The sequence below is a fragment of the Pseudomonas agarici genome (genome assembly GCF_900109755.1).
In the GTDB taxonomy this organism is placed as follows: domain Bacteria; phylum Pseudomonadota; class Gammaproteobacteria; order Pseudomonadales; family Pseudomonadaceae; genus Aquipseudomonas; species Aquipseudomonas agarici.
Genome location: NZ_FOAR01000003.1, coordinates 58,244 through 85,160 on the forward strand (window position 1 = coordinate 58,244; position 26,917 = coordinate 85,160).

Annotated in this window: 21 protein-coding genes and 2 pseudogenes; 11 read left to right on the forward strand and 12 right to left on the reverse strand. The window is 60.4% G+C overall.

Annotation, left to right across the window (positions count from 1 at the left end; translation table 11 throughout):
• Window positions 1-28: 28 nt before the first annotated feature.
• On the reverse strand, window positions 29-877 hold the full coding sequence (gene purU / locus BMX68_RS03570) for a formyltetrahydrofolate deformylase (RefSeq protein WP_026013178.1): 849 nt from the start codon (window positions 875-877) through the stop codon (window positions 29-31).
• 347 nt (window positions 878-1,224) lie between these two features.
• Here purU and mvaT point away from each other — a divergent pair, with 347 nt between their 5' ends.
• A complete protein-coding gene (mvaT, locus tag BMX68_RS03575) occupies window positions 1,225-1,602 on the forward strand; it encodes a histone-like nucleoid-structuring protein MvaT (protein ID WP_017131967.1) in 378 nt (125 codons plus the stop codon).
• An 89-nt stretch (window positions 1,603-1,691) separates the two neighbouring features.
• Here the strand turns inward: mvaT and sbcB are convergent, their stop codons facing one another.
• The gene (sbcB, locus tag BMX68_RS03580; RefSeq protein WP_017131966.1) at window positions 1,692-3,128 is read right to left on the reverse strand and encodes an exodeoxyribonuclease I; all 1,437 of its coding nucleotides are present in this window, start codon (window positions 3,126-3,128) and stop codon (window positions 1,692-1,694) included.
• Window positions 3,129-3,401: 273 nt separating this feature from the next.
• On the opposite strand from sbcB, the pseudogene BMX68_RS26225 reads away from it, so the two are divergent.
• A pseudogene (locus BMX68_RS26225) lies at window positions 3,402-3,568 on the forward strand (DUF58 domain-containing protein); the annotation flags it as partial.
• 36 nt (window positions 3,569-3,604) lie between these two features.
• On the opposite strand, the gene BMX68_RS03585 reads toward BMX68_RS26225, so the two are convergent.
• Entirely contained in the window at window positions 3,605-3,964 is a 360-nt protein-coding gene (locus tag BMX68_RS03585; RefSeq protein WP_017131965.1) for a PilZ domain-containing protein, read from the reverse strand.
• Between the two features lie 227 nt (window positions 3,965-4,191).
• Window positions 4,192-4,566 (reverse strand): tetratricopeptide repeat protein, encoded by a 375-nt coding sequence (locus BMX68_RS03590; protein ID WP_017131964.1) that lies wholly within the window; start codon window positions 4,564-4,566, stop codon window positions 4,192-4,194.
• Window positions 4,567-4,735: 169 nt separating this feature from the next.
• Between BMX68_RS03590 and pyk the strand changes: the two genes are divergently transcribed.
• Complete coding sequence (pyk, locus tag BMX68_RS03595; RefSeq protein WP_017131963.1) at window positions 4,736-6,187, forward strand: pyruvate kinase; 1,452 nt, start codon at window positions 4,736-4,738, stop codon at window positions 6,185-6,187.
• A 107-nt stretch (window positions 6,188-6,294) separates the two neighbouring features.
• Here pyk and BMX68_RS03600 read toward each other — a convergent pair whose 3' ends face one another.
• Together BMX68_RS03600 and BMX68_RS03605 are read right to left on the reverse strand one after the other, a co-directional pair.
• Entirely contained in the window at window positions 6,295-7,233 is a 939-nt protein-coding gene (locus tag BMX68_RS03600; RefSeq protein WP_017131962.1) for an iron-sulfur-binding ferredoxin reductase, read from the reverse strand.
• Window positions 7,226-8,332, reverse strand: coding sequence for a GGDEF domain-containing protein (locus tag BMX68_RS03605; RefSeq protein WP_017131961.1), 1,107 nt, complete (start codon window positions 8,330-8,332; stop codon window positions 7,226-7,228). The genes BMX68_RS03600 and BMX68_RS03605 overlap by 8 nt, the downstream gene beginning before the upstream one ends.
• A 356-nt stretch (window positions 8,333-8,688) precedes the next feature.
• On the opposite strand from BMX68_RS03605, the gene BMX68_RS03610 reads away from it, so the two are divergent.
• A complete protein-coding gene (locus tag BMX68_RS03610; RefSeq protein WP_017131960.1) occupies window positions 8,689-10,212 on the forward strand; it encodes a fumarate hydratase in 1,524 nt (507 codons plus the stop codon).
• 67 nt (window positions 10,213-10,279) lie between these two features.
• Here the strand turns inward: BMX68_RS03610 and BMX68_RS03615 are convergent, their stop codons facing one another.
• From BMX68_RS03615 to BMX68_RS03630, 4 genes are all read right to left on the reverse strand, one after another.
• Window positions 10,280-11,620 carry an MFS transporter gene (locus BMX68_RS03615; RefSeq protein ID WP_060782888.1) on the reverse strand — a complete coding sequence of 447 codons (1,341 nt, stop codon included), beginning with the start codon at window positions 11,618-11,620 and terminating at the stop codon, window positions 10,280-10,282.
• A 78-nt stretch (window positions 11,621-11,698) separates the two neighbouring features.
• Window positions 11,699-12,640 carry a hydroxymethylglutaryl-CoA lyase gene (locus BMX68_RS03620; protein ID WP_017131958.1) on the reverse strand — a complete coding sequence of 314 codons (942 nt, stop codon included), beginning with the start codon at window positions 12,638-12,640 and terminating at the stop codon, window positions 11,699-11,701.
• Complete coding sequence (locus BMX68_RS03625) at window positions 12,637-13,830, reverse strand: CaiB/BaiF CoA transferase family protein (protein WP_017131957.1); 1,194 nt, start codon at window positions 13,828-13,830, stop codon at window positions 12,637-12,639. Before BMX68_RS03625 ends, BMX68_RS03620 begins: the two co-directional genes overlap by 4 nt.
• A 103-nt stretch (window positions 13,831-13,933) precedes the next feature.
• The gene (locus tag BMX68_RS03630; protein WP_017131956.1) at window positions 13,934-14,842 is read right to left on the reverse strand and encodes a LysR family transcriptional regulator; all 909 of its coding nucleotides are present in this window, start codon (window positions 14,840-14,842) and stop codon (window positions 13,934-13,936) included.
• 176 nt (window positions 14,843-15,018) lie between these two features.
• On the opposite strand from BMX68_RS03630, the gene BMX68_RS03635 reads away from it, so the two are divergent.
• The 5 genes and pseudogenes from BMX68_RS03635 to BMX68_RS03655 all read left to right on the forward strand — a co-directional run bounded on the left by BMX68_RS03635 (window position 15,019) and on the right by BMX68_RS03655 (window position 21,547).
• Window positions 15,019-16,023 (forward strand): DUF4917 family protein, encoded by a 1,005-nt coding sequence (locus BMX68_RS03635; RefSeq protein ID WP_017131955.1) that lies wholly within the window; start codon window positions 15,019-15,021, stop codon window positions 16,021-16,023.
• A gap of 180 nt (window positions 16,024-16,203) precedes the next feature.
• Complete coding sequence (locus BMX68_RS03640) at window positions 16,204-16,743, forward strand: RNA polymerase sigma factor (RefSeq protein WP_017131954.1); 540 nt, start codon at window positions 16,204-16,206, stop codon at window positions 16,741-16,743.
• On the forward strand, window positions 16,740-17,699 hold the full coding sequence (locus tag BMX68_RS03645; RefSeq protein WP_017131953.1) for a FecR family protein: 960 nt from the start codon (window positions 16,740-16,742) through the stop codon (window positions 17,697-17,699). Before BMX68_RS03640 ends, BMX68_RS03645 begins: the two co-directional genes overlap by 4 nt.
• A 120-nt stretch (window positions 17,700-17,819) precedes the next feature.
• Window positions 17,820-20,396: pseudogene (locus tag BMX68_RS03650) on the forward strand (TonB-dependent receptor).
• Window positions 20,397-20,635: 239 nt separating this feature from the next.
• The gene (locus tag BMX68_RS03655) at window positions 20,636-21,547 is read left to right on the forward strand and encodes a DMT family transporter (protein ID WP_017131950.1); all 912 of its coding nucleotides are present in this window, start codon (window positions 20,636-20,638) and stop codon (window positions 21,545-21,547) included.
• Here the strand turns inward: BMX68_RS03655 and BMX68_RS03660 are convergent.
• A complete protein-coding gene (locus BMX68_RS03660; RefSeq protein ID WP_017131949.1) occupies window positions 21,535-22,752 on the reverse strand; it encodes a class I SAM-dependent methyltransferase in 1,218 nt (405 codons plus the stop codon). The genes BMX68_RS03655 and BMX68_RS03660 overlap by 13 nt on opposite strands.
• 323 nt (window positions 22,753-23,075) lie before the next feature.
• Here BMX68_RS03660 and BMX68_RS03665 point away from each other — a divergent pair, with 323 nt between their 5' ends.
• Window positions 23,076-24,023: a family 2B encapsulin nanocompartment shell protein gene (locus BMX68_RS03665; protein WP_017131948.1), complete on the forward strand. Its 948-nt coding sequence runs from the start codon at window positions 23,076-23,078 to the stop codon at window positions 24,021-24,023.
• Window positions 24,024-24,062: 39 nt separating this feature from the next.
• Window positions 24,063-26,297: a terpene synthase family protein gene (locus tag BMX68_RS03670; protein ID WP_017131947.1), complete on the forward strand. Its 2,235-nt coding sequence runs from the start codon at window positions 24,063-24,065 to the stop codon at window positions 26,295-26,297.
• Here the strand turns inward: BMX68_RS03670 and BMX68_RS03675 are convergent.
• Window positions 26,272-26,889: a TPM domain-containing protein gene (locus BMX68_RS03675; protein WP_017131946.1), complete on the reverse strand. Its 618-nt coding sequence runs from the start codon at window positions 26,887-26,889 to the stop codon at window positions 26,272-26,274. The two genes, BMX68_RS03670 and BMX68_RS03675, sit on opposite strands and share 26 nt — an antisense overlap.
• Between the last annotated feature and the right edge of the window lie 28 nt (window positions 26,890-26,917).

Consider the following 26,917-nt stretch of genomic DNA (forward strand, 5'->3'; position numbering starts at 1 on the left):
ATAAAGCTCCAGGACCGTCGACAGGCGGTCAGAACACCACTGTCTTGTTACCGTGCACCAGCACACGGTCTTCCAGGTGATAACGCAAGCCACGGGCCAGCACCATCTTCTCGACATCGCGACCGAAACGCACCATGTCCTCGATGCTATCACTGTGGCTCACACGCACCACATCCTGTTCGATGATCGGGCCGGCATCCAGTTCTTCGGTCACGTAATGACACGTCGCGCCGATCAGCTTCACCCCGCGCAGGGATGCTTGGTGGTAAGGCTTGGCGCCGACGAAGGAAGGCAGGAAGCTGTGGTGGATATTGATGACCTTGTGCGCGTACTCGCTGCACAGTGCCGGCGGCAAGATCTGCATGTAGCGCGCCAGCACCACCACATCGGCGTCATGATGCTTGACCAGGCGTGACACTTCGGCGAATGCCGGCGCCTTATCCTGCGGGTTCACCGGTACATAGTAATAGGGAATACCGTGCCACTCGACCATCCGGCGCAGGTCGTTGTGGTTGGAAATCACGCAGGCGATCTCGCAATCAAGTTCATCACTGTGCCAGCGGTGCAACAAGTCGGCCAGGCAATGGGATTCGCGGCTGGCCATCAAGACCACGCGCTTCTTCTGTTCGGTATCGGTGATGCGCCAAGTCATGGAGAACTCTTCGGCGATCGGTGCAAATGCCTCGCGAAAAGCCTCCAAACCAAACGGCAGACTGTCGGCACGGATCTCGTGACGCATAAAGAACCAGCCGCTGAGGTTGTCGGAGTGATGGCTCGCTTCGGTGATCCAACCGTTATAAAACGCCAGAAAGTTACTGACTTTGGCAACGATGCCAACGCGGTCGGGACAAGCGATCACCAGCCGGAAAGTGCGCATGAGGGGGGAACTCCAAAACTTCACAAAGGTCGCCATTCTAGCGACTACACGGCAAAACTGCAGTATTCCTTGCACTGTGCGCGGCAACAGGCAATTTGTGGGACCAACAGCATCACAACGCTCGCGGCGGCAACTGAAACAGCCAGCAGTTTGGATAGTTCAACGGACCGTTCGCGGGACTATTTTCGGGCGTCCCGAGCAGAATATCTAACAGGCGTCCATCGCGTCTCCGCAAAGTTCAAAAATTAAATGCAACAAACATTCGCTTAAATGTTTACTTGGGCAAACTGTCTGACTATTATTGCGCCACTGCAACCCTCATACACGACTCACATAAGGTAGTCCCCATGTCTCTGATCAACAAATACCGCGCCGTACAAGAAAACATCGAAGCACTGAAAGCAGAAATGGCAGCCATGGAAAAAGACGGCGCCCTGAAAAAAGAAATGGAATTCGAAAAAGAACTGCGCGCCCTGCTGGCTAAACATGCCAAGTCGCTGCGCGACTGCCAACTGATCCTGGACCCACAGGCCAAAGAAAAGGCCCCACGTGGCGGCGCGGTAAAAACCACCGGTGCCAAGCGCGCGCGCAAGGTCAAGCAGTACAAAAACCCACACAATGGTGAAGTCATCGAAACCAAAGGTGGCAACCACAAGACTCTGAAAGAGTGGAAAGCCAAGTGGGGCGGTGACGTGGTTGAAGGCTGGGCCACTCTGCTGGGCTAAGCAAAATACCCGTCGCCAAGCTTTTTGCGATGTAGAAAAAACGCCAGCTTGCTGGCGTTTTTTATTACTTCGATTTAATCCCTCGTCAGTCAATCCAACTGAATGTTAAAACGAGCGTACAAAGAGTGCGCATGGCGCTGCCACTCGCCGAGCACTTGCGCCTGCTCGGGCGTGGCATTGGCTAAACAGCTCGCAAGCGCGTCGCTAAACCCCGCCAGGGTATTAGGCGCGCCCCAGCTCGACTCACTCAGGCGTCGCCGACAGAATGTCTGCCAACGCTGTTGCTCTTCTTCGCTCAAGCTATCGGGAAAGTTACGTGCACGATAACGGAATAATAATTCCGGCAAGCGAGCATCATCGAAAGGCCAGTGCTCCCGCGCCAATTGCTCCGGCCCCGCGCCGCGCACTTGTTCACATAAGCGGCGGTCGCGATCGCCAAGAAAACCATCGTATAACTGCTGCTCCGGATCTTCGCTGGGGGTGAAGTCTTCTATCGCATAAACCGCCTGGACTTTATCCCGCCAAACTTGCTGTGTGTCATTAAGCCGCAGGCGACGGGTCTCATAGAGTGCCATGTCGAGTTGCAGACGCTGCTGATCTTCTGCCCGTAAAACCGCCATCGGCGCCACGACCGGACAGCGGTTGACGTAAATTAACTTGAGCGGCACCGGCAATTGTCCATCAATCATGTTCTCGCGACGGGTGTACAGATGCTGTCGCAGCGATTCTGTATCCAGGTCCAGCAGCGGCTGCGGGTCGTGATGTAAGTCACAGACGATCAGCGCATTGCGATTGCGCGGATGCCAGGCCAGTGGCAGGACTACGCCCAGATAGTTGCGAGCGGCGGAAAAACGCCCGGAGATATGCACCATAGGCTGCAACAGGCGAATCTGCTCCAGCACCCGCTGCTTGCTACGCAATTGAAAGAGCCAGTCATACAACTTCGGTTGCTTTTCACGAATCAGCCGCGCCAGAGCAATAGTCGCGCGAACATCGGACAAGGCTTCGTGGGCATGACCATGATCGATGCCATTGGCGGCGGTCAGTCGCTCCAGCCTTAACGTCACTCGCCCCTCTTCCTCCGGCCAGACAATACCCTGGGGTCGTAGTGCGTAGGCGGCACGTACCACGTCGATCAGGTCCCAACGACTATTGCCGCCCTGCCATTCCCGCGCATAGGGATCGAAGAAGTTCCGGTACAGGCTGTAGCGGGTCACTTCGTCATCAAAGCGCAGGGTGTTGTAGCCCGCCCCACAGGTTCCCGGTTGCGCCAGTTGGGCGTGCACGCGGGTCATGAAGTCGGCCTCTGCCAACCCCTGACCGGCAAGCTGCGAGGGTGTGATACCGGTAATCATACAGGCCGCCGGATGCGGCAGGATATCCTCGCCGGGCTGGCAGTAGAGATTGACCGGCGTGTCGATCTCATTGAGCTCGGCATCGGTACGGATGCCCGCCACCTGCAGCGCGCGGTCGCTGCGCGGATTAATCCCAGTGGTTTCGTAGTCGTACCAGAAGATAGAGGTCACGGCTGGTTCCTGAACAGAAGACCGAGCCAGTCTAGGCGCTTGACCGCCCTTGGGGCCAGTCGCCCGGTACAACTTATATTGACAATCGATTACAGAGTACGGTTGCTTAGGCCGGCGGCGTTGGCTAGAGGCGAAGCCCTGCGCTTGGCGGCAGTGGCCAGGGCCTGAAGTTCAACCTGTTGCGTGGATTTCGCGAAGGCGACAGCCTACGCCAGATCGACGGGAACACTACCGCCCGGCAGATTACCAAGCCGCCGCCAGCCAGGTCCTGGCCCGATACAGACGCTGCCCGAAACCCTCGCCGGCTGCCGCACGGTCGACTACCGAATGACCGGGCCAACCGCCATGGGCGCCTCAACGCCCAGGGCGCTCCCGTCCTCGATGGGCGCCCACGCGAACTCGGTGCCGAACCGGTCAGTCGCTACCTCAGTTGGAAAAAGCCGAGGCTCTCTGCAGCAGGCGGACTTCCCTACTATTTATGCCGAAGCTTCCAACGGGTAAAAGCTGAAGTAGTGTTGCAACGCACTCACCAGCTTGTGATACGCCTCGGGAGGCTCGGACAGGGCAAAGCCCGAGTCGTAATAACCCGGCGTCGCCTCTTCATGGGACCAGAGGCAGCGGCCATTCAGATCGATAAGCTGGACCGTGTCATCGGGACCGGGGAGTTTCAATTGCAGTTTGAAGTCCGCCTTCACCAATAACGGCAACTGGCTGATCAACATCAGCCCCTCGTCGGAAACATTACCCAAATAGCCAATGGGCTTGTCGGTGAAGCGATTGAACACTTGCAGAAAATACGGCAGCTGGTGCCGTTCGATACGACGGTCAGTAGGCATGTTGGTGATCGCTATACAAGGTCATTCAGCATGACCGCGCTAGTGCTTCGGAGCAGGACCGGCGGGTCCGCTCTCCCTTGGCCTCGGCGCGACGGCAGCGGATCGCCCTATCGCATTACATCTACCGAGCCATGGCTTTCAACTCAAATGAATTGATAAAACTTAAACCATACTCTCCGAACTGTAGCTGAAAGCTGGCAGAGAGCCAGCTCATATTGCAACCATCATCAAAAAGTCGCCGATGTCGGCTGGGCCGGGGTTGCACCATCGGCATGCCCAAGCTGACGCAGGGTCTCCAGGCGGGCCTGGGCACGGTAGGCATACTCGCTGGAGGGGAACTGACTAATGATGAAACGATAGGTCTGTGCCGCGTCGACGAACAGCTTCTGACGCTCCAGGCACTGACCGCGCAACATCGACACTTCCGGCTGAACATAGGAGCGGGAGCGACTCTCACGGTCGACCTGAGACAACTGTAGCATCACGTCTTCGCAATTACCGCGATCATAAGAACGGTAGGCATTGTTCAGGTGGCTGTTCATCGACCAGCGGGTGCAACCGACGACACTGGCGGCCAAGACTAAAACGAGCAAAATTCGCATGGGTATCTCCTGTTCTTGGCAGGGTATCGACCCGTCGACGAAAATCTTCAGAGTGTTCCTCAAGCGACCTATCCGAAAAATTCTTCGCTGAAAAGTAGTGCAAATGAACAATGACTACAGCACAGGACCATAGTAGCCTCTCGTTGCGCTTGAACTCAGGAGTCTCTGCATGTCCGTTCGTCGTACTAAAATCGTCGCCACACTGGGCCCGGCCAGCAATTCGCCGCAAGTTCTGGAACAGCTGATTCTAGCTGGCCTGGACGTCGCCCGCCTGAACTTCTCCCACGGTACCCCCGACGAGCACAAGGCTCGTGCCAGGCTGGTCCGCGACCTCGCCGCCAAACACGGGCGCTTCGTGGCGCTGCTGGGTGACCTGCAAGGCCCGAAGATCCGTATCGCCAAATTCGCCAACAAGCGCATCGAGTTGAAGATCGGTGATCCGTTCACCTTCTCCACCAGCCATCCGCTGACCGAAGGCAACCAGCAGGTCGTCGGTATCGACTACCCGGACCTGGTCAAGGACTGCGGCGTGGGCGACGAACTGCTGCTCGACGACGGTCGCGTGGTCATGCGGGTCGACACCGCTACCGCTACCGAATTGCGTTGCACCGTGACCATCGGCGGCCCGCTGTCGGACCATAAGGGGATCAACCGTCGCGGTGGCGGCCTGACCGCTCCGGCCCTGACCGAAAAGGACAAGGCCGACATCAAGCTCGCCGCTGAGATGGAAGTGGACTACCTTGCAGTCTCCTTCCCACGTGACGCCGCCGACATGGAATACGCCCGCAAACTGCGCGACGAAGCCGGCGGTACCGCCTGGCTGGTGGCGAAGATCGAGCGCGCCGAGGCCGTGGCCGACGACGAAACCCTCGACGGCCTGATCAAGGCCAGCGACGCCGTCATGGTTGCCCGTGGCGACCTCGGCGTGGAAATCGGCGACGCCGAGCTGGTGGGCATCCAGAAGAAAATCATTCTGCATGCGCGCCGCCACAATAAAGCCGTGATCGTTGCCACCCAGATGATGGAGTCGATGATCCAGAACCCGATGCCGACCCGTGCCGAAGTGTCCGACGTCGCCAACGCCGTACTGGATTACACCGACGCCGTCATGCTGTCGGCTGAAAGCGCCGCCGGTGCCTACCCGCTAGAAGCCGTGCAGGCCATGGCGCGCATCTGTGTCGGCGCGGAAAAGCATCCGACCAGCAAGACCTCCAGCCACCGTATCGGCAAGGTCTTCGAAAGCTGCGACCAGAGCATCGCCCTGGCAGCCATGTACACGGCCAATCACTTCCCGGGCGTCAAGGCGATCATCGCCCTGACCGAAAGCGGCTACACACCGTTGATCATGTCGCGGATCCGTTCGTCGGTGCCCATCTACGCGTTTTCCCCGCATCGTGAGACCCAGGCTCGCGCAGCGATGTTCCGCGGTGTCTATACCGTGCCGTTCGACCCAGCTTCGCTACCGCCCGAGAAAGTCAGCCAGGCTGCGGTGGACGAGTTGCTCAAGCGCGGCGTGGTCGAGCAAGGCGACTGGGTCATCCTGACCAAGGGCGACAGCTACCACACCATCGGTGGCACCAACGGGATGAAGATCCTGCATGTCGGCGACCCGATGGTCTGAGTGACCTGACGCTGTGCTCAAAGCCTCGCCGCAGTAGTGCCGCGAGGCTTTTTGCCTTATGTCACCCAGACACCAGGCATTGTGGATGCTCTGCTCTTGAGCGCCATTCAACCGCGTGACAGGAACACATCTGCAAGCAGTTGATTGCGCGGCAATCCGAGCAGGTACAGGCGCTTGGCAAAGACTTCGACACTGGCCGGGGCACCACAGAGTAGAGCCAAGGTTTGTCGTGAGGCAAGCCGTAGTTTGGCCAGAAACTCCGGCAGTTCAGCCCCTTCCAGATATTGGACCGTGACATTGCCATGGGCACCGGCCAGTTCGGCCAGCTCAGTGGCCAGGTAGTGTTCATGGCGACCATGAGCCAGGTGCACCAAACGAATCGGTCCTGCGTGCCCCTGGCGCAAGGCTTCGCGCAGCACGCCCCATAACGGCCCCAGCCCTGTGCCGGCCGCCAGCAGCCACAGTGGCCGGGCATGCCAGTCGGGATTGTAATGCAAGGCGCCGCCACGTAATTCCCCCAGGCGAATTATTTCGCCGATCCTGAAGCCTCGGGCCGCGTCGCTGAACTCGCCGGGCTGGCGGCAATCGAGGTGAAACTCCAGGTAGCGGTCCTCCTGGGGCAGGCTCGCCAATGAATAAGGGCGCGCAACACCCTGGGTTGTCCACAGCACCAAGTGCTGGCCGGCGCAATAACGCAGTGGCCGCTCCGGCAACAGCCGTAGACGCAATACCGTGGGGCTCAACCAGTCGAGTTCGCTGATATGGGCCAGCGCCCCATCGCGCAGCGGATCGAAGATTTCCAGGTACAAGTCTTCGCGCATCTGGCATTGGCAGGCCAGCCGCCAGCCGCGCTCACGCTGTTCAAGGGTCAGGGCATTCGGTTGATTGTCTTGCGGTTCGCCCTGCAGACAATGCACCAGGCAGGCATGGCAACTGCCCGCTCGACAACTGTAGGGCACCCTCACCCCAGCCTGGTTCAAGGCATCGAGCAGATTGCCGCCGCTGGCCACCGACCAGACTCGTTCACCGACCCGCAACTCAGGCATCGCTGTATTCCCAGGCGGCGCAACAGTGGTTACGCCCGTCGCGTTTGGCGCGGTACAGCGCCTGATCGGCACGCTGCAAGGCCTCATCCAGATCGTCGCCTGCGGCCATCAGTGTCATGCCCACCGACAGGCTCAAGTTGCTCACCGTCACCCCCACCAGTTCGACCTGGGTAAAGGCTAGACGCAGACGTTCGCAGCAGGCCGTCAGGCGCTCGGGATCGGCATTGGGCAAGAGCAGCACGAATTCTTCTCCTCCATAACGCGCCAATACATCACCTTCGCGCGCGCAGGCGCCGGCCACACCGGCGAACGCCTGCAATACCTGATCACCGGTCGCATGCCCATGGACATCATTGATGCGCTTGAAATGATCAAGATCGATCAGGGCCAGACCGTGCACCGTGTCCGGATCCATCAGTTCCAGCTCGCGGGAGGCCAGGCGCAGGAAGTGTCGACGATTATACAGGCCGGTCAGTTCGTCGGTGGCGACCAGGTCTTCCAGCTGGCGCATCATCCCCCGCAGGGTATCCTGATGGGCCTGCAAGGCAAACCGTCGTTGTCGCATGCGCTGGCGAGACGCTTGTACATAACTGGCATATAGGCACAGCCAAGCCAACACCACGAACAGCACACAGACCTGTAGCACCGCCAACCCAGGATCGGGCAGTCGGAACTGGTAACCTTCCTGGAGATTCAGGGCGGCAAAGCTGAAAAACACCAACGCCGCGCACCGCACAAATTTGCGCCGCGGCAGATGAAACAGGCCAAACAGCAGCACCAGTGGGTAAAACACCAGGAAAGTGCCGCGAGCATGCTCAAGGTTGGCCATCATGTAGGTTTGCCAGCCCAGCCCCAGCAATACCTGGAACTCGGTCAGACTCGGGTCGCGAAAGCGCAGGTTACGACCACTGAAAAACAGCCAGCCGAGCCCACACTGACTGGCGATCACCAGGCCGGTAATGACCAGTGCCGTGGTGACACTGGCCCGCTGCTGGTCGGTGAAAATCGCCGCCCAGACCAATGGCAGCACCAGCACATATGTACCGGCAGCCAGGGCAAAGCGTTTGCGTAACAGACTCTGTATGGCTTTATGGGTCAATCTATGACTCACCGTGCGCTGAGGGCTCAAAGGGTTTCCTTCCCGTACAGGCCACCCGTCACTCTAGTGATCTGGAGCAAAAATAACTATTCAATTTTTTACCACCCGTACAGCCCTTGCTGTACGAGTACCAAGGAGCAATGCTCGCCATCGGTCGGCCAAGGTTTGACCACTGACGGATGTACCCGACAACCGGGCGGGTTATACTGCCGCGCCTTTTTGGTGCCGGTCCTGCGTGCCCGGCCAGCCTTAAAAGATGTTTTCGACAGACCCTGGTGCCCCGCCTCAAGGCAGGGCACCTATTGATCGCAAACACCTTACTTGAATGTTCCCGTCTCTATAGAGGAGCGCGCCCCATGACCGTGATCAAGCAAGACGACCTGATACAGAGCGTCGCCGATGCACTTCAGTTTATTTCCTATTATCATCCCGTGGACTTCATCCAGGCTATGCACGAGGCCTATCTGCGGGAAGAGTCGCCGGCCGCCCGTGACTCCATGGCACAGATCCTGATTAACTCGCGCATGTGCGCCACCGGCCACCGGCCCATCTGCCAGGACACCGGGATCGTCACCGTATTCGTGCGCGTCGGCATGGACGTGCGCTGGGACGGCGCCACCATGGGCCTGGACGACATGATCAACGAAGGCGTGCGTCGCGCTTACAACCTGCCGGAAAACGTCCTGCGCGCCTCGATCCTGGCCGATCCGGCAGGTGCCCGCAAAAACACCAAGGACAACACTCCGGCGGTCATCCACTACTCCATCGTCCCGGGTAACACGGTGGAAGTGGATGTGGCGGCCAAGGGTGGCGGTTCCGAGAACAAGTCAAAGATGGCCATGCTCAACCCCTCCGACTCAATCGTCGACTGGGTCCTCAAGACCGTACCGACCATGGGCGCCGGCTGGTGTCCACCGGGCATGCTCGGCATCGGTATCGGCGGCACCGCCGAGAAAGCCGCGGTCATGGCCAAGGAAGTGTTGATGGAGTCTATCGACATCCACGAGCTGAAGAAGCGCGGTCCATCCAATCGCATCGAAGAAATGCGCCTGGAGCTATTCGAAAAGGTCAACCAACTGGGCATCGGTGCCCAGGGTCTTGGCGGCCTGACCACCGTGCTCGACGTGAAGATCATGGACTACCCGACCCACGCGGCTTCCCTGCCCGTGTGCATGATCCCCAACTGCGCCGCCACTCGCCACGCGCACTTCGTGCTCGACGGTTCCGGCCCGGCCTCGCTGGAGGCGCCATCGCTGGACGCCTATCCGGAAATTGTCTGGGAAGCCGGTCCATCAGCCCGGCGCGTCAACCTCGACACCCTGACCCCAGAAGACGTGCAGAGCTGGAAGCCGGGCGAAACCGTGCTGCTCAACGGTAAGATGCTCACCGGGCGCGATGCCGCGCACAAGCGTATGGTGGAAATGCTGAACAAGGGTGAAACCTTGCCGGTCGACCTCAAAGGCCGCTTCATCTATTACGTCGGCCCGGTGGATCCGGTGCGTGAAGAAGTCGTCGGCCCTGCGGGTCCGACCACCGCTACGCGCATGGATAAATTCACCCGGCAGATCCTCGACCAGACCGGCCTGTTGGGCATGATTGGCAAATCCGAGCGCGGCCCAACCGCCATCGAGGCGATCAAGGACCACAAGGCCGTGTACCTGATGGCCGTGGGTGGCGCTGCCTACCTGGTGGCCCAGGCCATCAAGAAATCCAAGGTCGTCGCCTTTGCCGAACTGGGCATGGAAGCGATCTACGAGTTCGAGGTCAAGGACATGCCAGTCACGGTCGCTGTCGATACCAAGGGCGAGTCGGTACACATCACCGGTCCAGCGATCTGGAGCAAGAAGATCAGCGACAGCCTGGCGGTAGAAGTGCAGTAAGCGCTCTCGTTGCAAAAAAAAGCGGCCCGGTTTATCCGGGCCGCTTTTTTTGGAGACGACTATTGGTTCATTCAGACTCAAGCTTGTCCAGGCTGCGCAGTTTCTGCGGCAGCCCCCACAACAGCAACGCGGCAGCGATCAGACTGGTGACACCGATGACGTAAAGCGCGGGCGTCGTGCTGCCACTGAGGTCCTTGATTCGCCCGACCATAACCGGGCTGATGATGCCACCAAACTGCCCCAGGGTATTGATTACCGCGATGCCACCTGCGGCTCCGGCACCCGCGCCGGCCAGCAGTTTCGGCGGTAGTGCCCAGAAGGCGGGGATCGACGCGATGATCCCGGCGCCTAGCAGACTCAGCGCCACGATCAGGAATACCGTGTGATCGGCAAAAATCCCCGCGCAGAAGAAACCGATTGCCCCCAGCACCACCAAGCCGCAGACAAACTTGCGGCGCTCGCCACTGGCATCGGACAAGCGGCCTACCACCACCATGCTAATGGCACCACAGATGTACGGGATCGCCGTGAGCAGCCCGATGATCACCGGGCTTTGAGTGCCCGCGCTACGAATCAACTGCGGCGCCCAGAAGTTCAGTCCATAAGAGGCAATCTGGATCAGGAAGTAAATCAGCCCCAGTGTCAGGAAACCGGGAATACGCAGTGCGGCCAATAGCGAACTGCCAGATTGGTGCGGCTCATGCCGGGCGATACGGCTCGACAACAAAGTCTTCTCCGTCGACGTCAACCAGTGGGCATCGTCGATACGGTCCTTGAGCAAACCCAGCACCAGCAGGCCAAGGCCAATGCAGGGCAGGCCGCCGAGCAGGAACAACCAGTGCCAGCCGCGCATCTGCAACACACCGTCAAGGTGTGCCAGCACCAGTCCGGAGAGCGGTGCGCCCACCAGCCCGGCGAACGCCGAGGCAAGAAACAGCATCGAGGTGATACGCCCGCGATAGTGCTGGGGAAACCACAAGGTCAGGTAATACAACACACCCGGTGCAAAACCGGCCTCCATCGCGCCAATGACAAACCGCAACGCATAGAACTGCCATTCGCTGTTGACAAAGACCATCGCCGCCGTCGCCGCGCCCCAGGACATCATGATCCGGGCGATCCAACGCCGCGCACCGACCTTGTACAGCATCATGTTGCTCGGCACCTCGAACAACACATACCCAACCACGAACAGCCCCGCACCCAATCCGTAGGCGGTGTCGCTGAGGCTCAGGTCGGTCTGTAACTGGAACTTGGCGAAACTGATATTGATCCGGTCGAAGAAGGCGAACAGGTAGCAGACCATGATCAGCGGCATGATTCGCCAGGCGACTTTGCTGATCAGGGCTTTTTCGGCATCGTGTATAACGGCGGGACTCTGGCCCGCCTCCAAGACATTGAGGCTCATGGTGTTTCTCCAGGCGGACTGTTCGTGAGTGTCCGATTGTTTTTGTTGTCTGGTAAAGGTTGTCTGAAACGGCTATCGCTACGAACCGACGCCGAACTTCAGTGCCGAATGCAAATCACAATTGCGTCCGGCCTTGGCTACCTGGCCGGGCAGCTCGTGCCCGAGCAACGCCGGCAGGCGACGAGAGATCGCCAACAGCGCCGGCAGATCGATACCGGTGTCGATGCCCATTTCGTCGCACAGATTGACCAGGTCCTCGGTGCAGATATTGCCCGAGGCCCCAGGCGCGAAAGGACAACCGCCCAGCCCGCCGACCGACGCGTCGAAACGCCGGGCACCGGCTTCATACGCCGCCAGCACGTTGCACAGGCCGAGGCCACGGGTGTTGTGAAAATGCAGGGTCAACGCCTGCGCCGGCAGGCGTTCGAGTACGCGCTTGACCAAGCGTTGCACCTGACGCGGATTGGCCATGCCGGTAGTGTCGGCCAGGGTGATACCCTGCATACCCATGTCCAGGTAGGTATCGACGATCTGCACCACGCGGTCTTCGTCAATTACACCTTCGAACGGGCAGCCGAAGGTCGTGGCGACGGTGGCGTTCAACAGCACCGCCTCGGTGCTGACCCGTTCGATGACCGTACCAAAGGCCGCCAGCGACGCCTCGCAACTCATGCGCATGTTGGCCTGGTTATGGGTCTGGCTGGCGGACATCACCAGGTTCAGTTCATCGGCACCAGCCGCCAGAGCCCGCTCGGCACCTTTCAGGTTCGGCACCAACGCCACGTAGATCACTCCCGCCTGGCGACGAATACCCTGAAAGACTTGTTCACCGTCACGCAGCGCCGGAACCGCCTTGGGCGAGACAAACGAACCGCCTTCGATCCGCGAGAAACCGGCGAGCGACAACTCGTCGATCAAGGCGATTTTGTCGGCGGTTTCCACCCAGCTCGGTTCGATCTGCAAACCATCGCGAGGAGACACTTCCTGGACGACCAGGCGTTCGGAAAAATCGCGAATCATTGCACCACCCCTTCGGATTTCAGGCGTTGGATATCGGCCTCGATCAGCCCCAGGCCTTGGAGAATGTCCTGGGTATGCTGGCCAAGAGCCGGACCTTGCCAGTTCACCCTGCCCGGAGTCTCGGACAGCTTGGGCACGATACCCGGCATCTTCACTTGGGCGCCGCCGGGCAATTGCGCATCGAGCAACATGTCGCGGGCCTGGTAATGGGGATCGGCGACAATATCGGCGACCGAGTAAATCCGCCCAGCCGGTACCTCGGCATCCTGCAAGGCAGCCAGTACATCGTCGATCGGCAGGCTGCTGGTCCAGTGGGTAATCGCCGCGTCCAGTACACCGCTTTGCGCCGCTCGGCCATCGTTGTGAGCGAACTGCGGCGCTTCGGCCAGATCCGGACGGCCAATCACGTTCATCAAGCGCCGGTAGATCGGGTCGCTGTTGCCGGCAATCACCACATAGGCACCCTCGGCAGTCAGGTAAGTATTGGACGGTGCGATACCGGGCAAGGCTCCGCCTGTGCGTTCACGGACATGGCCAAGCAGATCGTATTCCGGCACCAGGCTTTCCATGACGTTGAACACACTTTCGGCCAGGGAGACATCGACCACCTGCCCCTCGCCCTGTCCGCTCTTGACGCGCAGCAACGAAATCAACGCGCCGATGACGCCGTGCAACGAGGCCAGGGAATCGCCAAGGCTGACACCGACCCGTGCCGGCGGCGAACCAGGTGTGCCGGTGGTGTAGCGAATGCCGCCCATGGCCTCGCCGATAGCGCCGAATCCCGGACGGTCGCGATAAGGGCCGGTTTGACCGTAGCCGGAAATGCGCACCAACGTCAGCTTGGGATTGATGGCATGCAACACGTCCCAACCGAGACCGAGTTTTTCCAGGGCGCCGGGACGCAGGTTTTCGATCAATACATCGGCGTCGCTCGCCAGTTGCTTGATCAGCTCGATGCCTTGCGTCGACTTGAGATTCAACGCCAGGGATTTTTTGTTCCTCGATTGCAAGTACCACCAAAGCGAAGTGCCTTCGTGGAGCTTTCGCCACTTGCGAAGAGGATCGCCCTGGCCAATGGATTCGATCTTGATCACCTCAGCACCGAACTCGCCGAGTATACGAGCGGCAAAAGGCGCAGCAATCAACGTGCCGATCTCGATCACCTTGATTCCACTCAGGGGAGCAGTCATCACCGGTACCTCACACTCTTGGAATTTGTTCCCAAGGCTAGTGGAGCAACGGCTAATCGATCCAACCTTCACTCGGCAAGCTTCGTTCGCCAAACGCGAACGCTCAGCCCGGTGCGCTCAGGTGCTCGAACAGCAGACGACTCACTGGCGATAACGCCGCCTCTTCCCGGGCCACCAGGATCAGGCGGCGCGCAGACCATTCATCAATCAGTGGCACGGCGTGCAACCCCAAGGCTCGACCAAACAGTTCATAGGCCCTTAGCGGCAGGATGCCAATTCCCATGTTCGCCTGGACCATCCGACACATGGCATCGAAGCCCGGTACATGAATCCGCAGGCGCAACACCTTGCCCGCCGCTCGGGCCGCCACCTGGGTACGCATATTGATCGAACTGGCCGAGTGCAGGCCGACGTGATCACTGTCCAGGGTATCGGCGAAGGCCAGCTCCTGGCGCGCCGCCAGCGGATAATCGGGAAGCATCAGCACTACCAATCGATCGTGCCGATACAGCCTGCTGGGCAAGCCGCGCACATCGGTGTCGCTGGAACAGACCCCAAGGTCGGCCACACCGTCGAGCACGCCTCGCACCACGCCGTTGCTGGGCCGCTCCTCAAGATCAAGCTTCACTTGCGGATGGCGTGCGGAGAAGTCCCGCAGGTCTTCCGGCAGGAACTGGATAATCGCCGACAGATTGGCCAGCATCCGTACATAGCCGCGCACGCCCTGGGTATGTTCACCCAGCTCCAGGCCCATTTTCTCGACGTTGAACAACATCTGCCGAGCATGATGCAGCAGCGTTTCCCCGGCGGGCGTCAGTGCCATGCCCTTGGCCTGGCGCACGAACAGGCCAATACCCAGCGCCTCTTCCAATTCCATCAGGCGCTTACTCGCCGCCGACACGGCGATGGCCTCGCGGGCCGCCGCACGGGTCAGAGTGCCCTCCTCGTGCACAGCCACGAACAATTGCAGGGTGATCAGGTCCAGGCGGCGGATCAGGCTTTTTTGCAACATGGCGGGCTCGGCAGCGACTCAATCGAAGTGTCGAGGATATCGCCCTTTCAGTCTCTTGCTGAGCGTTGATTGATGATCTTGGCAGCGATCCTGATTGTGTTTGATCGGGCCTGACGCTGGCTCATGATAAAGTTACCGTCTGTCTACCTTCTGCTTCGAGACGACGAATAGCGATTATGGAACTCCAGGAATTTGCCACTGAACTTGAAGACTGGAACGCCGTGCGTGCCGATATTGCCTTTACCGGCCTGCTCGTCGGCAATGGCGCCAGCCGGGCGGTGTGGCCTGCATTCGCCTACGACTCGCTGTTCGACAAAGCGCAGAGCATTCGCAACCGCCCGCTGGGGCTGAGCGAGCTCGCCGTGTTCAAGGCCCTGGACACTTGCAATTTCGAACAGGTACTCAGTGCGCTGAAGCACACCATCAGGGTCAACGCTGCCCTGGCGCTCAACTCCTCGTCACCGCGCAATCGCTACTTTGCGATCAAGGAAGCGCTGATCCATGCCGTGCGCTCGGTGCATATTCCCTGGAAATTCGTCGAGCCCCGCAGCCTGGCACGAATCAACAGCGAACTGGCGTGTTACTCGACGCTCTACTCCACCAATTACGACCTGCTCAACTATTGGGCAATCATGCAGGCGCCGCAGCCGTTCACCGACCTGTTCTGCAACGACGAGGCGACCTTCGACCTAGGCCATACCGAAACCCAGGGCACGCGGATTCTCTACCTGCACGGCGGCCTGCATCTGGTGAAGAACGTCGACGGCGGTACCCGCAAGCTGCTGTCCTCGGAAAGCACCCTGCTCGGCAGCTTCGCCATCAACACCCTCGGCGATGTGCCGCTGTTCGTCAACGAAGGACGAGCCGAAGACAAGCTCAAGGCGATCCGCAATTCGGACTACCTGTCGTACTGCTACGGGCAGTTGAGCAAGCATCAGGGTGCCCTGTGCGTTTTTGGCCATGATCTCGGCGAGCAGGACCGGCATATCGTCCAGGCCTTGCACGACGCCCGTATCGACACCCTGGCGATTTCAATCCACCCGCGCAGCAAGGCGTTTATCCAGCACCAGAAACGACGCTTGGCCGAGCTGTTCGACGGTCGAGAAGTGACATTGCGCTTCTTCGATGCCAAGAGCCATCCACTGGGTGACCCGGAGCTGCGGGTCACGCCCGAAGAATAAAACGCCCCGCTCACTGGCGCGACTCGCGGGGTGAACGGCGCGCGCCGCCCTAAATGATCGTTGCCGCGTTGGCGCGGGAAAAATCTACTGGCAGGGATTTATTTCAAGAAAGACAAATAGCAATAATTATCGATATCATTCATGACTTCTCAGCCACTACCTGAAGTCATGAAGTATCCCATGTCCCGTCCCAAGCCCGATCCCTTGTCGGTTGAAACCTTTCGCGGGTTCTATGCGGACATTCTGCATTTCCTGCGTAAACGAACCGACAACGCCAACGACGCGGCGGACATGACCCAGGACGTCTTCACCCAATGGTTGGACTACGACCAGCAAGCCAGGGTCGAGCAACCACGGGCCTTTCTGTTCCAGATGGCACGCAACCTGTTGCGCGATCACTGGCGCAAGCAAAAGGTTCGGCAAGCAGTGCATAACCAACAGAGCGACCTGGAGCAGGAACCTGTGGCCGACGACCGCAACGAACCGCTGGCGGCCACTGAGCGCCTGAAGCGACTCGAACACCTCAAGCAGGTACTCACCGAACTCTCGCCTCGGCGCCGGGAAGCCCTTATGCTTGCTCGTTTCGAGGGCTTGAGCCAGGCCGAGGTCGCTGAACGCATGGGGATTTCCATCAGCATGGTGGAGAAACATATCGCCTCTGCCTTGCAGCACTGCAAGCAACGCCTGGATCAAGATCATGGCAAGGAGCAGCCAGAATGAAGCGCGTCACTGATATCGAGTTCGCTGAAAATAGCATCGACGCCCAGGCAGCCAGCTGGTTTGCACGCAATCGCAGCGAGCAGGACCAAGCCGCCGCCGAGGACTTCGAGGCATGGCGGGCAACCCCTGCCCACGCCCGTGCCTATGCCGAGCTCGAGACGTTGTGGGCCGATCTCGGCGAACTGCGCCGGTTGAACAGGCCAGTGCCACTGGCGCCGCGCCGAACCAGCCCTTGGCGCCAGGTTCCAGCCGTGGCAGCCGCGCTGATCTGTGCGCTATTGACCAGCAGCCTCGGTGCGCCGAACACGCCCTACCGGCATCAGGTCGCGGCCCATGCCGAAGGTACCCGTACCCTGAAGCTGCCAGATGGCAGCACCCTGTACGTGAATGCCAACACCCGTCTGCGCATCAACTTTCGTGCCTTGCAACGCGATATCTATCTGGACCAGGGCCAGCTCTACCTGGAAGTCGCCGCCGACAAGGAACGCCCGCTCTGGGTACATGCCGGCAACGCCCGCGTGCGAGTGGTCGGTACCGCGTTCGACGTGCGACGCGGTCAAAAGCAACTGGTGGTCAGCGTCGCCCACGGTCAAGTCGCCTTCGAGCCCGAAGGTGACCCGAATCACGCGACCTTGCTCGAAGCCCGCCAGCGCGGCACCTACGACTATGCCAAGGGCACCGTGCAACAGCAGGCGCTGAGCGCTGAAGAGGTAGCCGACTGGCGCGGCGGCCACCTGACCTTTCGTAACCGCGAACTGGCCAGCCTGATCGACGAGCTCAATCTTTACCGCAGCAAGCCTGTGCAACTGGCCGACGGCCCGCTGGCGCACTACAAGGTTTCCGGCAGCCTGGATGCCAAGGATCCCGATGCCCTGCTCAACGCTCTGCCCGCCCTGATCCCGGTGAAAACCGTGGGCCTGGACGGCGGCGAAGTACGGATCGAAAGCCGCAAATAAAACCACATATGCGAATATTTTGCATTCGCATATGTGGTTTTATTTCTGCGCCGCGTCTTCCTCCCCATTGCGTTCTGAACGAACGCCTTTTTGGTCTTTCTGGCCACATTGGGAGATTGAATGTTTCGCGCCGCTCATGAGCTATTTCACACCTGTTCCCGTCCAACGCTGATGGCCACCTGCCTGACCGTCAGCCTCAAGGCCATGGCAGCCGACTCAGTGATGCTGAATCTGCCGGCTCAGTCGCTGGCGACATCACTGAGCGAAGTCGCGCAGAAAACCCACATCCAGTTGCTGTTCGACGAGGAGCAGTTACGCAACACCCAGGCCCGTGCACTGGAGGGTCGGTTCACCGCGCAGCAAGCCGTTACCCTGCTGCTCGGCAACGGCGGGTTCAAATTGATTCGGGTCGGCAACACCTTCGTGGTCCGCAAGATCGAGATCGAGATCGAGCCCGAAGCCGCTCCCCGCAACAGTGCGATCCAGTTGGGCGCGGTGAGCATCCTCGGCGACGGTAAGGAGGTCAGCGCCAGCACCGTCGGTCGCTCGACCCTGACCCAGGACGATATCGAGCGCAACCAGCCTAGCAACATTCCCGCGCTGCTCGGCACCTTACCCGGCGTCAGCATGGGCGGCTCGATGAAGCCCGGTGGCCAAACTATCAATATCTGGGGTCTGGGCGATGCCGAAGATGTGCCATTGACCGTCGATGGCGCCACCAAAAGCAGCTTCGAACGCTATCAGCAAGGCACCATTTTCATCGAACCTGAGCTGATCAAAAGCATCGAAGTGGAAAAAGGCCCGCACTCGCCGCAGACCGGCAACGGAGGCTTCGGCGGCACGGTACACATGGAAACCAAGGATGCTCCCGACCTGCTGGAAAAGGGCCGCAACAGCGGCGCCATGGTCAAGTACGGCTACGCCAGCAACAACCATGAACAGACCTACAGCGCCACCGCCTACGGCCGGACCGATGACGGCCGGGCCGATGCCTTGGTGTTCCTGACTCAGCGTGACGGCGGCGACATGAAACTGGCCGCCACCCCACCCGATCCCGACAACCGCTATCCGATCAATCCCAAGCGCCTGCCCAACAGCGCCCAGGACCTGGACGCGATGCTGCTCAAGCTGAACCTGAACATCACTGACGAGCAGAGCCTCAAGCTCTCCTACTCGCGCTCCCACAGCGAGCGTTGGGCGCCGTTTTCGTCACAGAGCTATCCGACGCCCCCCAGCGCCTCGAACATCGCGCGATACGGTTACGAAGGTGCCCTCAAGCGCCTCCTCGCCGATCGCGATACCGTCGATACCACCTGGTCGGGTAAGTACCAATACAAGCCCTCGGACAACCCGTGGGTGGACCTGCAGGTGAAATATTCCGAGTCCAATACCGACCAGACCGACGAGCGCGACGCCACCGCGTACTACCAACTGTCCACCGGCGGACGCAAGATGGACACCGCCTACAAGGACCGCGAGCTGGAGATCAAGAACACCAGCCTGTTCGATACCGGCGTGCTGCAACACGCCCTGACCGCCGGCGTGCAGATCCGCAGGCATGCCCGCGAAACCGAGATGTGGATGCCTGGCACCGCCTACGAGACTCCGATGTACAACTATGGGCATTTCCAGCCAGCCTTCATGCCCCACGGCAAGGTCGACGCCAATGCCTTCTTTATCGAGGATGCCGTGACCCTGGGGGACTTCACGCTGACGCCGTCCCTGCGTTATGACCACGTGCGCAACCGAGGCGAGGCCAACGATGCACCTTACTACTCCAACCCCGACCCGGCCATCGGCCACGACTACAGCGACCGCACCTACGCCGGTTGGTCGCCACGCCTGGCAGCCTTTTGGCGAGTGACGCCGACCCAGGGCCTGTTCGCCAACTACAGCAAGACCTGGCGCGCCCCGGTCATCGATGAACAATACGAAGTCCAGGGACTGGGCAGCCGTACCGCCACCAGTGTCGACCTCGACCCCGAACGCATCACCGCGTTGCGTTTGGGCACCATCAGCCATTTCTCCAAACTGCTGTCGGGCAACGACGACCTGATGGTGCGCAGCACCTTCCTGCACAACCGGATCGAGGACGAGATCTTCAAAGCCACGGGTGTGGGCTGCGAGAACCAGGCGATCAATGGCGGCACCCTCGGCAACGCCTGTCCGTCGGGCGCGATGTCCAACTACCGCAACATCGGCGGCATGACCATCAAGGGCTTCGAGGTCGAAAGCTACTATGACTCCGATCATGTGTTCGGTCAGTTGTCCTACACCTATCTCACGGGCAAGCGCGACAACCCCTACACCAACCCGTGGGGATCATCGGTCTGGGCACGGGACATTCCACCGGCTAAATGGGTGGTGATGCTAGGCACCAAGATTCCGAGCCTGGATGCGCGAGTCGGCTGGCAGGGAATCTATGTGCGCAAGACCGATCGCCTGCCCAGCGACAAGTACAGCAGCGGCCCAGGTAGCAATTTCGGCGACACCTTCTACGACCAGTACGCGAACGACAGCTAGGTGGTACAAAGCCTGTTCGCCCAGTGGAAACCACGGCAACGCTACCTGAAGGGCACCGAGATCAACGTCATGGTGGATAACCTGATGAACCGCAACTACCGCCCAGAACTGAGCGGCGACCGCGCCTACAGCGAGGGGCGTAACCTCAAGGTCAGCCTGACGCGGTTCTTCTGAGCCATGCCCCTGAAACACCAGCAAATCCGTGGCGTTCGCCTGCACCACGAGCATGACGGCGATTGAATTGGATCGACGTTGACCTGGTGGTCGCGCCGACAAGCTGCTAGCTGTCAGCCAGCCCGGAGCGCCGGAACGAAAAACTGTACGGACCATTTATTGCCCAGCTGTAACAGCGCGTCGCCGCGTCTTTATGGCTAGATGAGGGTCCTGTATCCCTGATTTCCGGCCCAATACTTATGTCCTCCCGCGAAAACACCGGCATGCTGCTTGGCCTACTGGGTGTGGTGATCTTCAGCCTGACCCTGCCCTTCACCCGTATCGTGGTGCAGGAAATCAACCCGCTGCTCAATGGCCTCGGTCGCGCTCTGGTCGCGGCCGTTCCGGCAGCCGCCCTGCTGCTGTGGCGACAGGAAAAGTGGCCTAGCTGGAGCCAGTTCAAGGGCTTGTGGCGGGTGATCGCCGGAGTGATCCTGGGCTTTCCGGTGCTCTCGGCCTGGGCCATGCAGACCCTGCCGGCCTCCCATGGCGCCCTGGTCAATGGCCTGCAGCCCTTGTGCGTGGCGTTGTATGCGGCCTGGCTGTCCCACGAACGACCGTCACGGGCCTTCTGGGCCTGCGCCGCCGCGGGCAGTGCGCTGGTGCTGGGATATGCATTGATCAGCGGTGCCGGGAGTATCCAGGCCGGCGATCTGTTGATGCTTGGCGCGATTGTCGTCGGCGGCCTCGGTTATGCCGAGGGCGGGCGCCTGGCCCGGGAGATGGGTGGCTGGCAGGTGATCTGCTGGGCCTTGGTGTTGTCGACACCGGTGTTGATCGGCCCGGTACTGTACCTGGCCTGGCAACATCAGGGGGCTATTTCCGGCAAGACCTGGTGGGCCTTCGGCTACGTGGCGATGTTCTCGCAGTTCCTCGGCTTTTTTGCCTGGTACGCCGGACTCGCACTCGGTGGTATCGCCAGAGTCAGCCAGATCCAGCTACTGCAGATTTTCTTCACCATCGGCTTTTCGGCGCTGTTCTTCGGCGAACACGTCGAGCCGATCACCTGGCTGTTTGCTGGGGGCGTGATCAACACCGTGATTCTCGGGCGCAAGACCAGCGTCCGCCCGGCGCATCCGGGCAGCTTGCCGCCGGGGATTCAACTCAAGTAGCCATCGGCTCGCAGCAAGGTTTCCAGGCAGTGCTCCCGGATGGCGTAGAATGCCTTGAGCTCCTCGATTTTCGCCAGCAGCGGCGCCAGCTCCCGCGGTTCGGCCCGCTTGACCGCGAGGATCATCTTGTTCTTGTTGGTGTGCTCAAGGGAGATGAATTCGAAGACCTTGGTCTCGTAGCCGCAGGCCTCGAGGAACAGTGCCCGCAGGCTATCGGTGAGCATCTCCGCCTGCTGCCCCAGGTGCAGGCCGTATTGCAGCATCGGCTTGAGCAACGCCGGGCTTTGAATCTGCAGGCGAATCTGTTTGTGGCAGCAGGGTGAGCACATGATGATCGCCGCACCGGAACGGATGCCGGTATGGATCGCATAGTCGGTGGCAATATCACAGGCATGCAAGGCGATCATCACCTCCAGCTCGCTCGGTGCCACACTGCGCACATCGCCGCACTTAAATAGCAGGCCCGGATGATCCAGTCGTGCGGCAGCGGCATTACATAGCGACACCATCTCTTCGCGCAACTCGACACCGGTCACCTGCCCTTCGGCCTGCAAGGTGTCGCACAAGTAGTCATGGATGGCGAAGGTCAGGTAGCCTTTGCCCGAACCAAAATCCGCCACCCGTATCGGCTGGTCCAGCCTTATCGGTGAGCTGCCCAGGGCATGGGAAAAGACTTCGATGAACTTGTTGATCTGCTTCCATTTGCGCGACATGGTCGGGATCAACTCGTGCTGCCGGTTGGTCACGCCAAGGTCGGTGAGGAAGGGGCGGCTGAGCTCCAGATAGCGGTTCTTCTCACGGTTATGTTCGCCGCAAGGTATCTCCCGCGCTTGCTGGGCCTTGCCCTTGAACAAGCTGCTTTTGCCTTTCTTACTGTATTCGAGCTGCACTTCATCGGTCAGCGACAGCAGGTGGGCGTTCTTGAATGAAACCGCTAGCAGCCCGGCGACAACCGCCACACCGTCGGCCAGAGAAAGGTTCTTGGTGATATCGCGGGTCTTGTAGCGGTAGACAAAGGACAGGCACGGCTGGTCCTTGACCGTCAGTTGCTTGATGATCAACCGCTGCAGGTCCGCTTCGGCGCCCACGTATTTGGCCAGTACCAACTTGATAAACGCGTTCTGCGCCAGGCTGGTTTCGAGCAACTCGATAAACTGGGCGTGGTGGTTCGGCACGGACCGGCTGGGGCTTGCAGTAGCTGACATAAAAAAGCGCCTCGGGCGCGCGGAATCTGGACAGAAAGAATGCGCGATATGTTAGGCGGGATGCGACGCCGAGGCACGGGCTTATTTCGTCATTCATCGGGTTCCCCGGCCTTGATGCTCCGCAATGACTTGACGTTTCGCAGAACCGACTAGAATTAGGAGCTTCTGGTCATGGATGCCCGGCGCTTCATGACTTTCGCCCACCTAACCGATAGCGATCTCAGAAGCAGCAAGGGTTACGCAGGTTTCAGACGCGGCATTTCCCCTAGCAGAAAGTATGCTGACTGAGTGGTTTTTTTAAAAAAACTGATCAGGTGCCCGTCATGAGCAAAACAGTTCAAACCACTGCATCGTTGAGCAGCGCCGCCGCGCGCACTCTGTCGACCACTACCAAATCGATTCCGCAAAGCCAGGAGACCACCACCCGCTGGCTGTTGAACCGACTGCCCTGGGTCCAGGCGAGCGGGGGCGTCTATCGGGTCACCCGGCGTCGGATACTCGCCGACCACGAGGGCCCGACCAACCCATATGCCGAGGCACTGATCGACCTCGCCTCCGATCCAGCCGAAGGCAAGGCCCTGCCCCGGACCTTCGCCGACTACGACCCGCAACCACGGGAATACGCCCTCAGCTCGACCCAGACCATCCTGCAGATTCCGGTGCGGGTAGCCGACCTCTACAACGACCCGATGAACCAGACCGAACAACAACTGCGGCTGGTCATTGAGGCGCTCCGTGAGCGCCAGGAACGCGAACTGCTGCATAACCACGACTTCGGCCTGTTACACAATGTCGCCGAGTCTCAGCGCCTGACCACCCGCAGCGGACCGCCGACACCCGATGACCTGGATGAACTGCTGTGTCGACGTCGACAGACTCATTTCCTGTTGGCCTCGCCCCAGGCCATCGCCGCCTTCGGCCGCGAATGCAGTCGTCGTGGCTTGAGCCTGGACAGCCTCGAGCTCGAAGGGCACCGTGTCCCAGGCTGGCGCGGCGTACCGTTGCTGCCTTGCACCAAAATGTCGGACGGCGTGAAGACGACCACCTCGATCCTCGCGGTCCGCACCGGGGAAGACAACGGCGGTGTCATTGGTCTGCACCAGACCGGCTTGCCGGATGAATACCAGCCGAGCCTGTCGGTCCGTTTCATGGGTATCAACGACAGCGCACAGATCGCCTACCTGGTCACGGCGTACTACTCGGCGGCTGTGCTCCTGCCTGATGCGTTGGGTGTACTCGAAGGGGTCGAGGTCGGGCACTACGCCGACTGACTCAGGCCCTCTCGTCCTCTTCAGAGCAGGAATCCGCCGATGCAGCCCTTCGCACTGCCCGAGTTCTACATGCCCTACGGGGCCCGGTTCAACCCCCATGCCGCCAGCGCCCAACGGCATACGCGCGCCTGGGCCCGACAGATGGGCATGCTCGACAGCCCAGCCGTGGCCGACGGGCCGATCATCTGGGACCTGGCCGCCCTGGATGCCCATGACTACCCGGCGATGTGCGCCTATACCCATCCGGACTGCGACAGCCGCGAGTTGGAGCTGATCACCGACTGGTATGTCTGGGTGTTCTTCTTCGACGACTACTTCCTCGAAGCCTTCAAGCGCAACCGTGACAGCGTGGCCGCCCGCCGGCATCTCGACCGCCTGGCGCAATTCATGCCCGCCGAGGCCGACGGCACCCCGCCGTTGCCGGTCAATGGTGTCGAGCGCGGGCTCGCCGACCTCTGGCCGCGCACCCTGCCGGGCATGCCCGAGGACTGGATACGGCGTTTCCGCGAACATACCCACGACCTGCTGGAGGCTTCGATGTGGGAGCTGATGAATATCAGCGAAGGGCGGATCGCCAATCCCATCGAGTACCTGGAAATGCGCCGCAAGGTCGGCGGCGCGCCCTGGTCGGCCACCTTGGTGGAGCATGCCAACCGCACACCGGTGTCGCCACGGATCGCCGAAACCCGCACGATGCAAGTGCTGCGCGATACCTTCGCCGACGGCGTACACCTGCGCAACGATCTGTTCTCCTACCAGCGCGAAGTCCAGGAAGAAGGCGAACTGTCGAACTGCGTACTGGTGGCGGAGCGCTTCCTGGACATCGACACGCAAACGGCTGCGCAGATCACTAATGACTTGCTGACTTCGCGCCTGCGCCACTTCGAGAAGACCGCAGTGCTGGACCTGCCTCGACTGTTCGACGACCTCGGCCTGGGCCAGGCGGAGCGCGCGGATGCGCTGATCTATACCAAGGGTCTGGTCGATTGGCAGTCCGGTGGGCACGCCTGGCATATGCGCTCCAGCCGCTACATGAAGGCGCAGCGTTCGGGACTCAGCCCCGGCAAACCATCGGGCCTGGGCACCAGCGCGGCACGTCTGCCTGGGCATGCCAGGCGCGGAACTATGCCCAGGCGCAGCCTGGAGACGCTACGCAAGACCGTCAAGCCGTTTCAATTGCCGACGCTCTATATGCCATTCGAGATCCGCTGTAGCCCGCACCTGGAAAGCGCGCGCCGGAGTTCACGGGAATGGGCCAGGCAGGTCGGTATCATTTATACGCGTGCAGGGCTGGGCGTCTGGGACGAGCGCTGCTTCGACGCCGCCGACACTGTCCTGTGCGGCGCAATGATGTGTCCCGATGCCCCGTTTGCGGAAGTGGACATGGCCGGGCGCTGGCTCAACTGGGGCACCTACGCCGACGATTACTTTCCGGCGGTCTTCGGGCGCAATCGCGACCTGGCGGGCGCCACGGCCCAGGTCAAGCGTTTGTTCCGCTGCATGCCGCTTGCGGGTATGGAACCTTTGCAGGCCGGCAACCCGTTGGAGGCCGGCTTGCTCAGCCTCTGGTCGCTCAGCGCGCCGAGTATGTCGACCTACCTGACCGGAGAGCTGCGCCGCTACGTGGTGGAAATGCTCGAAAGCTGGTTATGGGAGCTGGATAATCAGTTCAACCTGCGCCTGCCCGACCCCATCGACTATATCGAGATGCGTCGACGCACCTTCGGCGGCGACCTGACCACCGGGCTGTCCTACTTGAGCCTGCTGGCCCAAGGACCCGACCTCGGCGAGGCGATCTTCCAGAGCAGCCCGCTACGCCAATTGATCCATTGCACCGTCGACAGCGTCACCCTGACCAATGACATCATCTCTTATCGCAAGGAAATCGAAGTCGAAGGCGAGCTGAACAATTTTGTGCTGATTCTCCAGCAGTTCCTCGACCTTGACCTGCAACCGGCGATGGATTGCGTGGGGCGGCTCAGAGATGCGCGCATCCGCCAGTTCGAACATATCGTCGCCGTGGAGCTGCCGGTGCTCTTCGAGGAGTTCGCATTGGATGCCGAGGGACGCCAGTTGATCCTCAGCTACGCGCAGCGCCTGCAGGACTATATCGCCGGTGTCGCACACTGGCACGAGGTGGTCATCCGCTACCGCGAGCCACGACCTTACAGCCTGCCGGTACCTCGCTGGATGAGTCCTTCGACCCTACTCCGACCCGGCTCCGCGCAACACACCACCCCCCAAGGAATCAACCCAGCACCACCAGGCGGTTAGGCAGCTCGTTGCGCACCTGGGTCACCGGTACATGGGTCTTGAGCAGTTCGCCGCAGGACTGGATGCAGTTGACAAAACCCACCAAGGTCTGGCCCTGCCTGACCTGCTCGGTGAAAGCCTTGACGATGGGCTCCCAGGTGCTATTGTCCAGCCGTCGGGAAATCCCCTCGTCCACCAGGATTTCCACATAACGCTCGGCCTCGCTGACAAAGATCAGCATGCCGGTACCGCCAACGGTATGGTGCAGGTTCTGTTCGAGAAACTGCCGTCGCGCCAGGCCCGATGCCCGCCAGTGCCGCACCGAGCGGGGGATCAACCGACTGGTGATCGACGGGACGCGAAACAGCAAGCACAGCAAGATAAAGCTGCTCCATTGCACCGCTAGCAGGGTATGACTGTTGAGCCAACCGAAGACAAAATTGACCATCCCCGGCACCAGCAACGCCAACAGGCTTGCCCATAGCAGCGGAATATAGGCGTAGTCGTCGGCGCGACTGGCCAGCACCGTCACCAGCTCCGCATCGGTCTGCCGCTCGACCCGCGCAATCGCCTCGGCAACCTGCCGCTGTTCGTATTCACTGAGTAAGGCCATGGTTGTGCATGCTCTCTGGTTATTAGGG

Excerpts from the sequence above, each read along its gene's own strand:
- purU (WP_026013178.1), bottom strand. The coding sequence starts at position 877 with ATGCGCACTTTCCGGCTGGTGATCGCTTGTCCCGACCGCGTTGGCATC.
- mvaT (WP_017131967.1), top strand. The coding sequence starts at position 1,225 with ATGTCTCTGATCAACAAATACCGCGCCGTACAAGAAAACATCGAAGCA.
- BMX68_RS03585 (WP_017131965.1), bottom strand. The coding sequence starts at position 3,964 with ATGCCTACTGACCGTCGTATCGAACGGCACCAGCTGCCGTATTTTCTG.
- BMX68_RS03590 (WP_017131964.1), bottom strand. The coding sequence starts at position 4,566 with ATGCGAATTTTGCTCGTTTTAGTCTTGGCCGCCAGTGTCGTCGGTTGC.
- pyk (WP_017131963.1), top strand. The coding sequence starts at position 4,736 with ATGTCCGTTCGTCGTACTAAAATCGTCGCCACACTGGGCCCGGCCAGC.
- BMX68_RS03600 (WP_017131962.1), bottom strand. The coding sequence starts at position 7,233 with ATGCCTGAGTTGCGGGTCGGTGAACGAGTCTGGTCGGTGGCCAGCGGC.
- BMX68_RS03610 (WP_017131960.1), top strand. The coding sequence starts at position 8,689 with ATGACCGTGATCAAGCAAGACGACCTGATACAGAGCGTCGCCGATGCA.
- BMX68_RS03615 (WP_060782888.1), bottom strand. The coding sequence starts at position 11,620 with ATGAGCCTCAATGTCTTGGAGGCGGGCCAGAGTCCCGCCGTTATACAC.
- BMX68_RS03620 (WP_017131958.1), bottom strand. The coding sequence starts at position 12,640 with ATGATTCGCGATTTTTCCGAACGCCTGGTCGTCCAGGAAGTGTCTCCT.
- BMX68_RS03625 (WP_017131957.1), bottom strand. The coding sequence starts at position 13,830 with ATGACTGCTCCCCTGAGTGGAATCAAGGTGATCGAGATCGGCACGTTG.
- BMX68_RS03630 (WP_017131956.1), bottom strand. The coding sequence starts at position 14,842 with ATGTTGCAAAAAAGCCTGATCCGCCGCCTGGACCTGATCACCCTGCAA.
- BMX68_RS03635 (WP_017131955.1), top strand. The coding sequence starts at position 15,019 with ATGGAACTCCAGGAATTTGCCACTGAACTTGAAGACTGGAACGCCGTG.
- BMX68_RS03640 (WP_017131954.1), top strand. The coding sequence starts at position 16,204 with ATGTCCCGTCCCAAGCCCGATCCCTTGTCGGTTGAAACCTTTCGCGGG.
- BMX68_RS03645 (WP_017131953.1), top strand. The coding sequence starts at position 16,740 with ATGAAGCGCGTCACTGATATCGAGTTCGCTGAAAATAGCATCGACGCC.
- BMX68_RS03655 (WP_017131950.1), top strand. The coding sequence starts at position 20,636 with ATGTCCTCCCGCGAAAACACCGGCATGCTGCTTGGCCTACTGGGTGTG.
- BMX68_RS03660 (WP_017131949.1), bottom strand. The coding sequence starts at position 22,752 with ATGTCAGCTACTGCAAGCCCCAGCCGGTCCGTGCCGAACCACCACGCC.
- BMX68_RS03665 (WP_017131948.1), top strand. The coding sequence starts at position 23,076 with ATGAGCAAAACAGTTCAAACCACTGCATCGTTGAGCAGCGCCGCCGCG.
- BMX68_RS03670 (WP_017131947.1), top strand. The coding sequence starts at position 24,063 with ATGCAGCCCTTCGCACTGCCCGAGTTCTACATGCCCTACGGGGCCCGG.
- BMX68_RS03675 (WP_017131946.1), bottom strand. The coding sequence starts at position 26,889 with ATGGCCTTACTCAGTGAATACGAACAGCGGCAGGTTGCCGAGGCGATT.